Consider the following 14814-nt stretch of genomic DNA (forward strand, 5'->3'; position numbering starts at 1 on the left):
CGGGCGGGTCTTCCCAGCCCGTCCGGCACGCGAGACGAGGCCGTTCAGGCCGATGGGAGCCCGGGGGAACTGCTCCCAGGGACACCAGCCCCCCGCCGCCCGCGGATGATCGGCGAGACCGCCCTAGCCAATGCCGTTAGGCATCGTAGACATCCGCCTTCTTCGGCGAAGCCTCCTGCACCGCCCCGCTCAGCGCCGCCGACCTCGACCCGAACTTCTCCACGTCGACCCCGTTCTCCCGCAGCACCTTCAGTGCGGCGGCGTGCACCACCCGCAGCACCGGCGTGGCCGCCCGCAGCGCGTCGTCCGCCATGAACCGATGCCGCCACGGCTGGTCCGCCCAGGCGTGCCGCAGCCCGAACGGCTCCGGAAGGGTCAGACTGCCCCCGAGCCAGTTCAGCAGCGGCGGATACCAGGTCAGCGGGGCGCGCGCGGCCAGCCGTACCACCTCGTCGGCGTCGATCAAAGGCATCTTCACGGTGCGGGTCTCCCAGAAGCGGAAGGCCTTCTGGACCGTCTTCTCCTTGGCCGCCGGCTTCTCGTTGAACAGGGAGTTCACCGGCCCCAGAGCATGCCCGGTGACCTCGATGCGCAGCGTGTCGTGCAGCACCGTCACCGTGATCAGCATGGTGATCACCAGGTGGCCGTCCCACAGGGTCCACTGCACGCCCAGATAGTGCCGGTCGCCGCTGCCGAACTGCTGCTTGTTGCAGATCTCCTGTATGGCGTGCGTCCGGACCGTGTACGCGTCGACGTCCGTGCCGCTCGGCCGGGACACCTCCGTCGCCTTCTCGCCGATCGGCGAGACGATCCAGTGCGTGATGGACGGCTTGGGGAAGCCGCCGGTGTTGATGGAGGTGCGCTCCAGCATGCCCAGGCCGCCCTGGATCGCCACGATGACGTCCCAGCTGCGGAAGGGGTGGAACTCCTTGCCCGGCTCGGCGGAGACCAGCTCCTCAGCAAGCTGCCAGCTGCCCCACCGCGTGCCCATGCCGAGTATGCCTTTGGGGCCGGCGTAGAAGACCGAGTTGGACCGCTGCTCGGCGGCCAGCCGGGCCAGCTCCTTGCGGACCTGCTCGGCCGCGTCGCCCGGGTTGCCCGGGACGGCTTCGGGAATCTTGGCGCCCACCCCGCCGCCCGCCAGCAGGCTCGACCAGCGCTCGCGCAGATCATGGGCCGTCCGTTCGCAGATCTGCTTGGCCCAGAACCAGCCGACGACCGGCATGAGGATCGCCGCCCGCGCGTACAGGGCCCAGAACCCCGTGAACGGCATACGGATCAGGAACAGCACGGCCAGCGCGCCCACGGCGACCAGCAGGGTCGTGGCGAGGGCGCCGGCGCGCTTGTCCTCGCGCTTGGTCATGGTGGTGCGCAGCGTGAACACCAGCAGCCACACGAGGAAGCCGGGCAGGAAGAGCACCCCGCAGATCACCGTGATCGCCGAGAGCCAGTTGTCGCGGTCGCGGCGGATGCGGTGGGCCGCCAGGCAGTGCTCCACCACGACCTGGGGCTCGATGCCGAACGACTGGATGACCGGCTTGCGCCCGGCGCCCAGCATCCGGTCGATGACGGCGCGGGAGAAGGCCTCGCCGAACCTGGGACGGAAGATCTTGGCCCAGGAGCGGGGCGGGGTCACCTTCGACTGGTGCCACTCGTTGTCGGCGTTGAGGATCTTGGAGACCTCGTCGTCCCGGTACGCCGCCGCGGCCAGGGCGTAGGTCGCCGCCGTCTGGCCGCTCGCACCCGCCAAAGGCACCTGGGCCCCGGGGCTGAAGTCAAATCCGTCCGTCACTGCCGCCCCCATCGCTGCCGCATCCGCATCTGCGGCCTTCCCGACTTCCGAGCTCCGCACACCTGTTGATCAGGTCATCAGCGTATCCGTCCGCACCGGCCTGCGTCGGCGGGCGGCCCGTCAAGCCGCCCGCCGACGCGGAGGGAAGCCCTCACGAGGGCACTTGGAGGCGCCGGGCGCCAACTACGAGGCCTTGCGCGCCTCTTCACGCACCCGGTCCGCGACCTGCGCCGGCATCGGTTCGTGCCGCGCGTAGCGGCGGCTGAAGCGGGCGGTGCCGTGCGTCATCGACCGCAGGTCGATCGCGTAGCGGCCGATCTCGATCTCCGGCACCTCGGCCCGGATCAGGGTGCGCCCGCCGGGCGTCTGCTCGGTGCCGAGCACCCGGCCGCGCCGCCCCGACAGGTCGCTCATCACCGCGCCCACGAAGTCGTCACCGACCAGCACCGACACCTCGGCCACCGGCTCCAGCAGATGGATCTTCGCGTCGGCCGCGGCCTCCCGCAGCGCGAGCGCCCCGGCCGTCTGGAACGCGGCGTCGGAGGAGTCCACCGAGTGCGCCTTGCCGTCCAGCAGGGTCACGCGTACGTCGATGAGCGGATGCCCCGCGGCGACCCCCCTGGTGGCCTGGGCCCGAACTCCCTTCTCCACCGACGGGATGAACTGCCGGGGCACCGCGCCGCCGACGACCTTGTCGACGAACTCGATGCCCGAACCGCCCGGCAGCGGCTCCACCTCGATCTCGCAGATGGCGAACTGCCCGTGCCCGCCGGACTGCTTGACGTGCCGGCCGCGCCCGGCCGACCTGTCCGCGAACGTCTCGCGCAGCGACACCTTGTGCGGTACGACGTCGACCTGGACGCCGTACCGGCTGCGCAGCCGCTCCAGCGCGACGTCCGCGTGCGCCTCGCCCAGGCACCACAGGACCACCTGGTGGGTGTCCTGGTTCTGCTCCAGCCGCATCGTCGGGTCCTCGGCCACCAGCCGGGACAGGCCCTGCGACAGCTTGTCCTCGTCCGGCTTGCTGTGTGCCTGGATGGCCAGCGGCAGCAGCGGGTCGGGCATCTGCCACGGCTCCATGAGCAGCGGGTCGTCCTTGGCGGACAGGGTGTCCCCGGTCTCGGCCCGGCTGAGCTTGGCCACGCACGCCAGGTCACCGGCGATCACGTGCGACACCGGGCGCTGCTGCTTGCCGAACGGCGTGGACAGGGCACCGATCCGCTCGTCGACGTCGTGGTCCTCATGGCCCCGGTCGGCCAGCCCGTGCCCGGAGACGTGGACGGTCTGGTCGGCGCGCAGGGTGCCGGAGAAGACGCGGATCAGCGACAGCCGGCCCACATACGGGTCCGAGGACGTCTTCACGACCTCCGCGACCAGCGGCGCGTCCGGATCGCACGGCTTGAGCTCGCGCGGCTTGCCGTCGATCGTCGTCACCCGCACCGTCTCGTGCTCCAGCGGTGTCGGGAAGCCCCGCGTGATCAGCTCCAGCAGCTCCACCGTGCCGAGCCCCTGACGGGAGCCGTCGGCCGCGGGGGCGGCGGCCAGGACGGGGAAGAAGACCCCGCGGGCCACGGCCCGCTCCAGGTCGTCGATCAGCGTCTTGACGTCGACCGGCTCCCCGCCGAGGTAGCGGTCCATGAGGGTCTCGTCCTCGCTCTCCGAGATGATCCCCTCGATGAGCCGGTTGCGGGCCTCCTCGATCAGCGGCAGCTGGTCCTCGCCCGGCTCCGACTCCTTGCGCTCGCCGGTGGAGTAGTCGAAGAGCTGCTGCGACAGCAGCCCGACCAACCCGGTCACGGGCGCGTGCCCGTCGGGTGCCTGCGGGCCGTGCAGCGGCAGGTACAGCGGCAGGACCGCGTCGGGGTCGTCCGCGCCGAAGGCCTCCGCGCAGATCCGGGTCATCTCCCCGAAGTCGGCGCGCGCCGCCTCCAGGTGCGTGACGACGATGGCCCGGGGCATGCCCACGGCCGCGCACTCCTCCCACACCATGCGGGTCGAGCCGTCCACGCCGTCCGAGGCCGAGACGACGAAGAGGGCCGCGTCCGCCGCTCGCAGACCGGCCCTGAGTTCACCGACGAAGTCGGCGTATCCGGGGGTGTCGAGAAGATTGACCTTGATGCCGTCCCACTCGACGGGCACCAGGGACAGCTGTACCGAGCGCTGCTGCCGGTGCTCGATCTCGTCGTAGTCGGATACGGTGCCGCCGTCCTCCACACGGCCCGCCCGGTTCACCGCCCCCGCCGCGAGGGCGAGGGTTTCCACCAGAGTCGTCTTGCCCGATCCGGAGTGGCCGACCAGCACCACATTCCGTACGGACTGAGGGTGGTCGGCCGCCTGTGCCCTGCCGGCGGCCCCAGGGTGTGTCTGTGCCTTGTCGCCCATGATCCTGCCTCCCGTGCACGGTGAGGTCACTGTGGGCGCGGACACGCGGGATCCGCGTGCGATGGCGGCTCCGGCGACGCCCGCGGTCCTTCGAGCTTTCCACTCCCGTCACGGTGCGTCCATACGAACGACGTGATCGCGCTCCGGCCCGCCGGGACACGGGCCTCGGGTCCCGCCCCTCGCCCGTACGCGCGCGTGGCTACGATGGGCCAGCCGGTGGCCAGCAGGGGCCAGACGGCGACACCGACCCTCGGGAAGGCCATGCTGAACAAGTACGCGCGTGCATTCTTCACGCGTGTCCTCACACCGTTCGCCGCGTTTCTGATCCGGCGGGGCGTCAGCCCCGACACCGTCACGCTCATCGGCACCGCCGGTGTGGTCGCGGGCGCGCTGGTCTTCTACCCCATGGGCGAGTTCTTCTGGGGCACGGTCGTGATCACACTGTTCGTGTTCTCCGACCTCGTCGACGGCAACATGGCCCGCCAGCTCGGCCGCTCCAGCCGCTGGGGCGCCTTCCTGGACTCCACGCTCGACCGGGTCGCCGACGGTGCGATCTTCGGCGGCTTCATCCTCTGGTACGCAGGCGGGGGCGACGACCTCGTCCTGTGCGCCGTCTCGATCTTCTGCCTGGCCAGCGGCCAGGTGGTGTCGTACACCAAGGCCCGCGGCGAGTCGATCGGCCTGCCGGTCGCCGTCAACGGGCTGGTCGAGCGGGCCGAGCGGCTGGTGATCTCCCTGGTCGCGGCCGGTCTGGCGGGCCTGCACGCGTTCGGTGTGCCCGGCATCCAGTACCTGCTGCCGGTCGCGCTGTGGATCGTCGCCGTGGGCAGCCTCGTCACGCTGATCCAGCGGGTCGTCACCGTCCGCCGGGAGTCCGCGGAGGCCGAGGCCGCCGCGCAGGACGATGGAGACGAGCAGGAGAACGCCTCCCACGGGAGCGAGGCGGCCACGTGAGCGCACAGGACCGGCTGACGGACGCCCTGTACGGCCTCGGCTGGAGCACCGTCAAGAAGCTCCCCGAGCCCGTCGCCGTACGGCTGGGCACCACCATCGCCGACCTCGCCTGGAAACAGCGCGGCAAGGGCGTACGGCGCCTGGAGAGCAACTACGCGCGCGTGGTGCCCGGCGCGGGCCCCGAGCGGCTGGCCGAGCTGTCGCGGGCGGGCATGCGGTCGTACCTGCGTTATTGGATGGAGTCGTTCCGGCTCCCCGCCTGGAGTCCTGAGCGCATCAGGGCGGGAGTCGACGTCAAGGACCTGCACTACCTGCAGGAGGGCATGGCCGCGGGCAAGGGCGTCATCCTCGCCCTGCCGCACCTGGCCAACTGGGACCTCGCCGGCGCCTGGGCCACCACCAAGCTGGGCATCCCCTTCACGACGGTCGCCGAGCGGCTGAAGCCCGAGACGCTGTACGACCGGTTCGTCGCCTACCGCGAGGGCCTCGGCATGGAGGTCCTGCCCCACAGCGGCGGCACCGCCTTCGGCACCCTGGCCCGGCGGCTGCGCGACGGCGGCCTGGTCTGTCTGGTCGCCGACCGGGACCTGTCCGCCTCCGGCGTCGAGGTCGGCTTCTTCGGCGACACGGCCCGGATGCCGGCCGGACCGGCCCTGCTCGCCCAGCAGACGGGCGCCCTGCTGCTGCCGGTCACCCTCTGGTACGACGACTCGCCCGTGATGCGGGGACGCGTCCACCCACCCGTCGAGGTACCCGAGTCAGGCACGCGCGCCGAGAAGACGTCCGTGATGACACAGGCGCTGGCCGACGCCTTCGCCACCGGGATCGCCGACCATCCGGAGGACTGGCACATGCTGCAGCGCCTGTGGCTCGCGGACCTCGACCCCGAGAAGGGGCGCCCGTGAGAATCGGCATCGTCTGTCCGTACTCCTGGGACGTACCGGGCGGCGTCCAGTTCCACATCCGCGACCTGGCCGAGTACTTCATCCGCCTCGGCCACGAGGTGTCCGTCCTCGCCCCGGCCGACGACGACACCCCGCTGCCCCCGTACGTCGTCTCGGCCGGGCGTGCGGTGCCGGTGCCGTACAACGGCTCGGTGGCCCGGCTGAACTTCGGCTTCCTGAGCGCCGCCCGGGTGCGCCGCTGGCTGCACGACGGCGCCTTCGACGTGATCCACATCCACGAGCCGACCTCGCCGTCGCTGGGCCTGCTGACCTGCTGGGCCGCCCAGGGCCCGATCGTGGCGACCTTCCACACGTCCAACCCGCGCTCCCGCGCGATGATCGCCGCGTACTCGATCCTCCAGGCCGCCCTGGAGAAGATCAGCGCCCGGATCGCGGTGAGCGAGTACGCCCGCCGCACCCTCGTCGAGCACCTCGGCGGGGACGCGGTGGTGATCCCCAACGGCGTCGACGTGGACTTCTTCGCCGAGGCCGAGCCCAAGGCCGAGTGGCAGTCGGACGAGGCGCGAAGCTCCCTTGAGGGCGGTGGCGGGAGAGGGGCGGGCGGCACCATCGGCTTCATCGGGCGCATCGACGAGCCCCGCAAGGGCCTGCCCGTCCTGATGAAGGCCCTGCCGAAGATCCTCGCCGCCCGCCCGCAGGCCCGGCTGCTGGTCGCCGGACGCGGCGACGAGAAGGAGGCGGTGGAGACCCTGCCCGTCGAGCTGCGCTCCCGGGTCGAGTTCCTCGGCATGGTCAGCGACGCGGACAAGGCCCGCTTCCTGCGCAGCGTCGACCTGTACGTCGCGCCCAACACCGGCGGTGAGAGCTTCGGGATCATCCTGGTGGAGGCCATGTCCGCCGGTGCTCCCGTCCTCGCCTCCGACCTGGACGCCTTCGCCCAGGTCCTGGACCGCGGGGCGGCCGGCGAACTGTTCCCCAACGAGGACGCCGATGCCCTGGCCGACGCGGCCGTACGGCTCCTGGAGGACCCGGAGCGGCGTGCGGACCTGCGCGAGCGGGGGAGCGCGCACGTACGGCGCTTCGACTGGTCGACCGTCGGCGCGGACATCCTGTCCGTCTACGAGACGGTCACGGCCGGAGCGGCGGCCGTGGCCGAGGACGAGCGGGCGACGGGGCTGTGGGGACGGCTGGGGCTGGCGCGGGACTGACGGGGGGCTGCGGGTGCGTTGCGAGCCACGTCGAACACCGCCCGGACGGTGATGCCCCGTGCCGGACAGGGCGGAGTGCGCGGACGGACCGGCCCTGGCGCTAGCCTTGCCGCCCGTGACCATCACTCTCATCTGGATCGCCGTGGCCCTGGTGGCGATCGGGCTCTACCTGAGCTGGACCGCCGGGCGTCTCGACCGCCTCCACGCCCGGATCGACGCCGCCCGGGCCGCCCTGGACGCGCAATTGCTGCGCCGGGCCTCGGTGGCGCAGGAACTGGCCACCTCCGGGGTCCTCGACCCGGCCGCCTCGATCGTCCTCTACGAGGCCGCCCACGCCGCCCGGCAGGCCGAGGAGGAGCAGCGGGAGGTCGCCGAGAGCGATCTGAGCCAGGCGTTGCGAGCGGTGTTCGGGGAGCCCGCGCAGGTGGAGGTCGTGCGGGAGGCGCCCGGGGGAGAGGAAGCCGCCCGGGAGCTCACGGAGGCGGTCCGCAGGGTCCCGATGGCCCGGCGCTTCCACAACGACACCGTACGGGCCGCCCGGGCACTGCGCCGGCACCGCAAGGTGCGCTGGTTCCGCCTGGCCGGCCACGCGCCCTTCCCCATGGCCTTCGAAATGGACGACGAGCCTCCGGTAGCCCTGGTGGACCGGGCTGCTTAGGGCATGTCTCACGCGGTGAGCTTCTCGATCACGAGCGGTGGCCGCCTTGGCACGATCAGCCGAGGCTGATCACACCCAGTAAATGAGTATGCGGCCGCGCGGCGTCAGCCGATCATGTGAGGATGACCGATCAGCTGGCGATCAGCACTTTGACTTTGCAGCACAGGATCCCGGAGGACTGGGCGGCGGACCCCTGGGCCGAGGTGCGGCCTCTGATCGACGGAGTAGACGTTCTGAAGGAAGTCCACCCGGAAGGGGTGGCACTCAGTTGCCGACACTGGACAGGCCCGGCCGAGAGCTGGCCGCTGGCGGTCACGGAGGAACCGCGCAGGGTCATGATCACCGAGCCGACCTGCACCGCCGGCTGCTGCGGCGCCCTATATGTCACCATGCGCCGCGAGGGTGACCGGGTGATCTGGGACGCCTGGGAAAACACCAGCAATATCACCGCCTTGCCCGCGGACATCCACTTCGATGCTGCCCAGTACGAAGCCGAACTCGCACGGGCCGCAGCGGACCGCAGCTGGGAAGAGCCGGTAGACACCGTTGCCCGGCTACTCAGGCAGACCCTTGAGGGCAGCGGCTGGTTCGAGCAGTGGGGCTGCGTTCTCACGGGTGTCTGGCCACGACGCGAGGAGCCCGACGTCCCCGAGGAGTTCACCAGCCCCGAGGGCGTCGATGTCGAGTTCCACCAGATCCAGGCACCGGGGGGTGGTACATGTTCCTACGGGTACGAGCTGTTCGTCACCCACGATCAGTCCGTGGAACAGCAGGTACGGCAGCTCGCGGCCCGCATTCTGGCGGACGATCCGCGGAAGACTGCTGAGCGTCGAGAACGCTGAGGACCGGATGCGGCCTTTCCTCGGAGCAAGCCGACACGGTCGAGGCGGCCGTCGTCGCGGCGGCGACGGGACTTCCGACGCCAGCCCGCGCCGTGATCGTCGATCGGCGGGGAGTGGGCGACCCCGATGACTGGGACTCGGCCGTGCTCTACGGGGGAGAGGGATCGCCGGTCGTCCGCGACCGAGTGCTGGTGCGTGAACCGCTCACGGACAGGCTCCTGAGGTCGTCGCCGGAGCTGAGAAGTGAGGAGATCGGGGCCGGTCTGGCCCTGCTCTCTCCCACCCGTCCGCTCTGAGACCCGGACGTTCCGCCCCGCGGCGACCGCCGGAGGAGGCCCCCGCTGGACTCACCACGTCCACCGGGGGCCTCCAAGCGCGCACGGCCCGAGGGCCTCCATGCCGAGTTGACCGGCCCTTGCTGAACGGCCGCTCACCCAAAACGATCCACCGGCTTCCCATTGGCCCTTGCTGTGGCCTGGTCCCCTCGCGTTTCCTCGGTGCTGCAGAAAACCCCCTTTCCCCTCAGCGAGGTCACCCGTGTCCATCTCCGAAAACCAGGCTCCCGAGACCGGCACCGCCCGTGTGAAGCGCGGCATGGCCGAGCAGCTCAAGGGCGGCGTCATCATGGACGTCGTCACGCCGGAGCAGGCGAAGATCGCCGAGGACGCGGGCGCCGTCGCCGTCATGGCCCTGGAGCGGGTCCCGGCCGACATCCGCAAGGACGGCGGCGTGGCCCGCATGTCCGACCCGGACATGATCGAGGGCATCATCGAGGCCGTCTCCATCCCGGTCATGGCCAAGTCCCGCATCGGCCACTTCGTCGAGGCCCAGGTCCTGCAGTCCCTCGGCGTCGACTACATCGACGAGTCCGAGGTCCTCACCCCGGCCGACGAGGTCAACCACTCCGACAAGTGGTCCTTCACCACGCCGTTCGTCTGCGGGGCCACCAACCTGGGCGAGGCCCTGCGCCGCATCGCCGAGGGCGCCGCGATGATCCGCTCCAAGGGCGAGGCCGGCACGGGCAACGTCGTCGAGGCCGTGCGCCACCTGCGCCAGATCAAGAACGAGATCGCCAAGCTGCGCGGCTTCGACAACCACGAGCTGTACGCCGCCGCCAAGGAGCTGCGCGCCCCGTACGAGCTCGTCAAGGAGGTCTCCGAGCTCGGCAAGCTCCCCGTGGTGCTGTTCTCCGCCGGCGGTGTCGCCACCCCGGCCGACGCGGCCCTGATGCGCCAGCTCGGCGCCGAGGGCGTCTTCGTCGGCTCCGGCATCTTCAAGTCCGGCGACCCGGCCAAGCGCGCCGCCGCCATCGTGAAGGCCACCACCTTCTACGACGATCCGAAGATCATCGCGGACGCGTCCCGCAACCTCGGCGAGGCCATGGTCGGCATCAACTGCGACACCCTCCCCGAGACCGAGCGCTACGCCAACCGCGGCTGGTGATCAGCCTGCTGAAGGACCTGGTACCCACTCCATGAACACTCCTGTCATAGGCGTCCTGGCCCTCCAGGGCGACGTCCGGGAGCACCTCGTCGCCCTGGCCGCGGCCGATGCCGTGGCCAGGCCGGTGCGGCGCCCCGAGGAACTCGCCGAGGTGGACGGCCTCGTCATCCCCGGCGGCGAGTCCACCACCATCTCCAAGCTGGCGGTGCTGTTCGGCGTGATGGAGCCGCTCCGCGCGCGCGTGCGGGACGGCATGCCCGTCTACGGCACCTGCGCCGGCATGATCATGCTCGCCGACAAGATCCTCGACCCGCGCTCGGGCCAGGAGACCATCGGCGGCATCGACATGATCGTGCGCCGCAACGCCTTCGGCCGGCAGAACGAGTCCTTCGAGGCGGCCGTCGACATCAAGGGCGTCGGGGGCGACCCTGTGGAGGGCGTCTTCATCCGCGCCCCCTGGGTCGAGTCCGTCGGGGCCGGTGCGGAGGTGCTCGCCGAGCACGGTGGCCACATCGTCGCGGTCCGCCAGGGCAGCGCGCTGGCGACCTCGTTCCACCCGGAACTGACCGGCGACCACCGGGTGCACGCCCTGTTCGTCGACATGGTGCGGGCGAACCGGACAGCCGAGTCCTTGTAGGATTCCTGCGTTCGTTGCTGAGATGGGTTACGCGAAGGAGACAGGCAGATGTCCGGCCACTCTAAATGGGCCACGACGAAGCACAAGAAGGCCGTCATCGATGCCAAGCGCGGCAAGCTCTTCGCGAAGCTGATCAAGAACATCGAGGTGGCGGCCCGGATGGGCGGCGCCGACCCCGAGGGCAACCCGACGCTCTATGACGCCATCCAGAAGGCGAAGAAGTCGTCGGTACCCAACAAGAACATCGACTCCGCGGTCAAGCGCGGCGCGGGCCTGGAGGCCGGCGGCGCCGACTACGAGACGATCATGTACGAGGGCTACGGCCCGAACGGTGTCGCGGTGCTCATCGAGTGCCTCACCGACAACCGCAACCGCGCCGCCTCCGAGGTCCGCGTCGCCATGACCCGCAACGGCGGCTCCATGGCCGACCCGGGCTCGGTGTCGTACCTGTTCAACCGCAAGGGCGTCGTGATCGTCCCCAAGGGCGAGCTGACCGAGGACGACGTGCTGGCCGCCGTGCTGGACGCGGGCGCCGAAGAGGTCAACGACCTCGGCGAGAGCTTCGAGGTGCTCAGCGAGGCCACCGACCTGGTCGCGGTCCGCACCGCCCTTCAGGACGCCGGCATCGACTACGACTCCGCCGACGCCAACTTCGTCCCGACCATGCAGGTCGAGCTGGACGAGGAGGGCGCCAAGAAGATCTTCAAGCTCATCGACGCGCTCGAGGACAGCGACGACGTGCAGAACGTCTTCGCCAACTTCGACGTCAGCGACGAGGTCATGGAGAAGGTCGACGCGTAACGCCGCGCCCTGCGAAGGGCTCCGAGGACCAACGGGCCGACGGGACACACCCCGTCGGCCCGTCGCGTTGTCGGTGGCACCCGATAGCCTGCACAAACAGGCGATCGAAAGGGAGGGGCGCGTGCGCGTCTTGGGGGTGGACCCGGGACTGACCCGGTGTGGTGTGGGCGTGGTCGAGGGTGTCGCCGGACGGCCGCTCACGATGATCGGCGTCGGCGTCGTCCGCACGCCCGCGGACGCCGACCTCGGCCACCGCCTCGTCGCCATCGAGCAGGGACTCGAGGAGTGGCTGGACGAGCACCGGCCCGAATGCGTCGCCGTCGAGCGCGTCTTCAGCCAGCACAACGTCCGTACGGTGATGGGCACCGCCCAGGCCAGCGCCGTCGCCCTGCTGTGCGCCTCCCGTCGCGGCATCCCCGTGGCGCTGCACACCCCGAGCGAGGTCAAGGCCGCCGTCACCGGCAGCGGCCGGGCCGACAAGGCCCAGGTCGGAGCCATGGTGACCCGCCTGCTCCGGCTCAGCGCGCCGCCCAGGCCCGCCGACGCGGCCGACGCCCTCGCCCTCGCCATCTGCCACATCTGGCGCGCCCCCGCGCAGAACCGACTCCAGCAGGCCGTCGCCCTGCACACATCGAAAGGCCGTACGGCATGATCGCCTTCGTCAGCGGCACGGTCGCCGCGCTCGCCCCCGACGCCGCGGTCGTCGAGGTCGGGGGCGTCGGCATGGCCGTCCAGTGCACGCCGAACACCCTGTCCACGCTCCGCACGGGCCGGCCCGCCAAACTGCACACGTCCCTCGTCGTCCGTGAGGACTCACTGACCCTGTACGGCTTCGCGGACGACGACGAGCGGCAGGTCTTCGAGCTGCTCCAGACGGCCAGCGGGGTCGGCCCCCGGCTGGCCCAGGCCATGCTCGCCGTGCACAGCCCGGACGCCCTGCGCCGGGCCGTCGCGACCGCCGACGAGAAGGCCCTCACCGCCGTCCCCGGCATCGGTAAGAAGGGTGCCCAGAAGCTGCTCCTGGAACTGAAGGACCGGCTCGGCGCCCCGGTCGGCGCACCCGCCGTCGGCGCCCCGGTCAGCAGCGGCTGGCGCGACCAGCTGCACGCGGCCCTGATCGGCCTCGGGTACGCGACCCGGGAGGCCGACGAGGCGGTGGCCGCCGTGGCTCCGCAGGCCGAGGCCGCCAAGGGCACGCCCCAGGTGGGCCAGCTGCTGAAGGCGGCCCTGCAGACCCTGAACCGCGCCCGATAGTCCGCACCGAGATTCCGAGGCACACTCCATGAACTGGGACGACACGACCGACGCCGAGGCCGCCGAGGGGCTCGCCGGTCCCGACGCGGAGCGGCTGGTGGACTCCGTCGCCGACCGTGAGGACCAGGCCGTCGAGGCCGCCCTGCGTCCCAAGGACCTGGACGAGTTCATCGGCCAGGAGAAGGTCCGCGAGCAGCTCGACCTCGTCCTGCGGGCGGCTCGCGCGCGTGGCGCCACCGCCGATCACGTCCTGCTCTCGGGCGCCCCCGGCCTCGGCAAGACCACCCTGTCGATGATCATCGCGGCTGAGATGGAAGCCCCCATCCGCATCACCTCGGGCCCCGCCATCCAGCACGCCGGCGACCTCGCCGCGATCCTCTCCTCCCTCCAGGAGGGCGAGGTCCTCTTCCTCGACGAGATCCACCGCATGTCCCGGCCCGCCGAGGAGATGCTGTACATGGCGATGGAGGACTTCCGCGTCGACGTCATCGTCGGCAAGGGCCCCGGAGCCACCGCCATCCCCCTCGAACTGCCCCCCTTCACCCTGGTCGGCGCCACCACCCGCGCCGGCCTGCTGCCGCCCCCGCTGCGCGACCGCTTCGGCTTCACCGCGCACATGGAGTTCTACGAACCGGCCGAACTGGAGCGGGTCATCCACCGCTCGGCCACCCTCCTGGAGGTCGAGGTCGATCCGGCGGGCGCCGCCGAGATCGCCGGCCGCTCCCGCGGCACCCCTCGTATCGCCAACCGCCTGCTGCGCCGCGTCCGGGACTACGCGCAGGTCAAGGCCGACGGGCTGATCACCCAGGACATCGCCGCCGCCGCCCTCGCCGTGTACGAGGTGGACGCGCGAGGCCTGGACCGCCTCGACCGGGGCGTGCTGGAAGCGCTGCTCAAGCTGTTCGGCGGCGGGCCCGTCGGACTGTCCACGCTCGCGGTCGCGGTGGGGGAGGAGCGTGAGACCGTGGAAGAGGTCGCCGAACCCTTCCTCGTACGGGAGGGACTGCTGGCCCGCACCCCCCGCGGCCGGGTCGCCACCCCCGCCGCATGGGCGCATCTCGGCCTCACCCCGCCCCGCTCCCAGACCGCCGGAAACGGACAACAGGACCTGTTCGGGGCGTGATGGCGCCGTCACGGCTCCGGGACGGCGAGGCCAGTGGCCGGAGCAGGAACCCCGGTGCCATGCTGAGCGTTGTTCCATGCGCGTGGACTCGCTTAGACTCCGCCGATGCCGCCTTTGTCGGCGGCGTACACACCCCCAACCATCTGGCCGCTCACAGCGCGGTCGTGTGAAGGAAGTACCGACCCGTGAGTCTCCTGACCCTCCTCCCGTTCATCGTGCTCATCGGGGCCATGTTCCTGATGACCCGGTCGGCCAAGAAGAAGCAGCAGCAGGCCGTGGAGATGCGGAACCAAATGCAGCCCGGCAGCGGTGTCCGCACCATCGGGGGCATGTACGCCACGGTCAAGGAGGTCAACGAGGACACCGTCCTCGTCGACGCCGGTCCCGGCGTCGAGCTCCTCTTCGCCAAGAACTCCATCGGCGCCGTCCTCACCGACGACGAGTACAACCGCATCGTCCACGGCATCGAGCACGACCTGAAGTCCGACGCCGACATCGTCCCGGACGACGCCTCCTCCCTCACCGAGACCGACGACTCCGCAGCCGACGCCCCCGCTGACGACAAGGCCGTCGACCTCGGCAAGAAGGACGCGGCCGACGAGCCGGCCGGCGACACCGCCGCCGGTGAGGCGAAGACGGACGCAGAGCCGAAGAAGACCGACGGCGACTCCGAGGCGAAGTAGTCGTGTCCCGGGGTGCGCGGGCCCGGCCCGCGCACCCCCCCCCACGACCCGCCCGGACAAAGTCCCCACAACACGTCCCGGCTCACCGTCCGCCCACCCGAAGAGAAGAAGAACCAAAGGAAGGACAAAAAA

At 71.0% G+C, this 14814-nt stretch carries 14 protein-coding genes; 12 read left to right on the plus strand and 2 right to left on the minus strand.

Annotated features, from left to right (window positions below):
* Positions 1 to 136: 136 nt before the first annotated feature.
* A complete protein-coding gene (locus ACZ5TL_RS14255) occupies positions 137 to 1804 on the minus strand; it encodes a hypothetical protein (protein WP_468589871.1) in 1668 nt (555 codons plus the stop codon).
* Between the two features lie 171 nt (positions 1805 to 1975).
* Positions 1976 to 4174, minus strand: coding sequence for an elongation factor G-like protein EF-G2 (locus ACZ5TL_RS14260; protein WP_468589872.1), 2199 nt, complete (start codon positions 4172 to 4174; stop codon positions 1976 to 1978).
* Between the two features lie 204 nt (positions 4175 to 4378).
* Between ACZ5TL_RS14260 and pgsA the strand changes: the two genes are divergently transcribed.
* The 12 genes from pgsA (at position 4379) to yajC (ending at position 14682) form a co-directional block, all read left to right on the plus strand.
* Positions 4379 to 5128: a phosphatidylinositol phosphate synthase gene (gene pgsA / locus ACZ5TL_RS14265; protein ID WP_468590041.1), complete on the plus strand. Its 750-nt coding sequence runs from the start codon at positions 4379 to 4381 to the stop codon at positions 5126 to 5128.
* Complete coding sequence (locus tag ACZ5TL_RS14270; protein ID WP_468589873.1) at positions 5125 to 6033, plus strand: phosphatidylinositol mannoside acyltransferase; 909 nt, start codon at positions 5125 to 5127, stop codon at positions 6031 to 6033. Before pgsA ends, ACZ5TL_RS14270 begins: the two co-directional genes overlap by 4 nt.
* Entirely contained in the window at positions 6030 to 7241 is a 1212-nt protein-coding gene (locus ACZ5TL_RS14275) for a glycosyltransferase family 4 protein (RefSeq protein ID WP_468589874.1), read from the plus strand. The genes ACZ5TL_RS14270 and ACZ5TL_RS14275 overlap by 4 nt, the downstream gene beginning before the upstream one ends.
* Positions 7242 to 7356: 115 nt before the next feature.
* Entirely contained in the window at positions 7357 to 7899 is a 543-nt protein-coding gene (locus ACZ5TL_RS14280; protein WP_468589875.1) for a hypothetical protein, read from the plus strand.
* A gap of 122 nt (positions 7900 to 8021) precedes the next feature.
* The gene (locus ACZ5TL_RS14285; RefSeq protein WP_468589876.1) at positions 8022 to 8741 is read left to right on the plus strand and encodes a hypothetical protein; all 720 of its coding nucleotides are present in this window, start codon (positions 8022 to 8024) and stop codon (positions 8739 to 8741) included.
* 537 nt (positions 8742 to 9278) lie between these two features.
* On the plus strand, positions 9279 to 10184 hold the full coding sequence (gene pdxS / locus ACZ5TL_RS14290; protein WP_468589877.1) for a pyridoxal 5'-phosphate synthase lyase subunit PdxS: 906 nt from the start codon (positions 9279 to 9281) through the stop codon (positions 10182 to 10184).
* A gap of 31 nt (positions 10185 to 10215) precedes the next feature.
* Positions 10216 to 10821 (plus strand): pyridoxal 5'-phosphate synthase glutaminase subunit PdxT, encoded by a 606-nt coding sequence (pdxT, locus tag ACZ5TL_RS14295; protein WP_468589878.1) that lies wholly within the window; start codon positions 10216 to 10218, stop codon positions 10819 to 10821.
* Between the two features lie 48 nt (positions 10822 to 10869).
* Entirely contained in the window at positions 10870 to 11622 is a 753-nt protein-coding gene (locus tag ACZ5TL_RS14300) for a YebC/PmpR family DNA-binding transcriptional regulator (RefSeq protein WP_468589879.1), read from the plus strand.
* Between the two features lie 121 nt (positions 11623 to 11743).
* Complete coding sequence (ruvC, locus tag ACZ5TL_RS14305; protein WP_468589880.1) at positions 11744 to 12274, plus strand: crossover junction endodeoxyribonuclease RuvC; 531 nt, start codon at positions 11744 to 11746, stop codon at positions 12272 to 12274.
* Positions 12271 to 12876: a Holliday junction branch migration protein RuvA gene (ruvA, locus tag ACZ5TL_RS14310; protein ID WP_468589882.1), complete on the plus strand. Its 606-nt coding sequence runs from the start codon at positions 12271 to 12273 to the stop codon at positions 12874 to 12876. Before ruvC ends, ruvA begins: the two co-directional genes overlap by 4 nt.
* 28 nt (positions 12877 to 12904) lie before the next feature.
* A complete protein-coding gene (ruvB, locus tag ACZ5TL_RS14315; RefSeq protein ID WP_468589884.1) occupies positions 12905 to 13999 on the plus strand; it encodes a Holliday junction branch migration DNA helicase RuvB in 1095 nt (364 codons plus the stop codon).
* A gap of 185 nt (positions 14000 to 14184) precedes the next feature.
* Positions 14185 to 14682 (plus strand): preprotein translocase subunit YajC, encoded by a 498-nt coding sequence (yajC, locus tag ACZ5TL_RS14320; protein WP_468589886.1) that lies wholly within the window; start codon positions 14185 to 14187, stop codon positions 14680 to 14682.
* Positions 14683 to 14814 lie beyond the last annotated feature (132 nt).

The sequence above is a fragment of the Streptomyces sp. NPDC033136 genome (assembly GCF_055578235.1).

What these genes read in the sequence shown, in the direction of transcription:
- ACZ5TL_RS14255 (WP_468589871.1), bottom strand. Translation starts at nt 1,804, where the DNA reads ATGGGGGCGGCAGTGACGGACGGATTTGACTTCAGCCCCGGGGCCCAG.
- ACZ5TL_RS14260 (WP_468589872.1), bottom strand. Translation starts at nt 4,174, where the DNA reads ATGGGCGACAAGGCACAGACACACCCTGGGGCCGCCGGCAGGGCACAG.
- pgsA (WP_468590041.1), top strand. Translation starts at nt 4,379, where the DNA reads ATGGGCCAGCCGGTGGCCAGCAGGGGCCAGACGGCGACACCGACCCTC.
- ACZ5TL_RS14285 (WP_468589876.1), top strand. Translation starts at nt 8,022, where the DNA reads ATGACCGATCAGCTGGCGATCAGCACTTTGACTTTGCAGCACAGGATC.
- pdxT (WP_468589878.1), top strand. Translation starts at nt 10,216, where the DNA reads ATGAACACTCCTGTCATAGGCGTCCTGGCCCTCCAGGGCGACGTCCGG.
- ACZ5TL_RS14300 (WP_468589879.1), top strand. Translation starts at nt 10,870, where the DNA reads ATGTCCGGCCACTCTAAATGGGCCACGACGAAGCACAAGAAGGCCGTC.
- ruvA (WP_468589882.1), top strand. Translation starts at nt 12,271, where the DNA reads ATGATCGCCTTCGTCAGCGGCACGGTCGCCGCGCTCGCCCCCGACGCC.
- ruvB (WP_468589884.1), top strand. Translation starts at nt 12,905, where the DNA reads ATGAACTGGGACGACACGACCGACGCCGAGGCCGCCGAGGGGCTCGCC.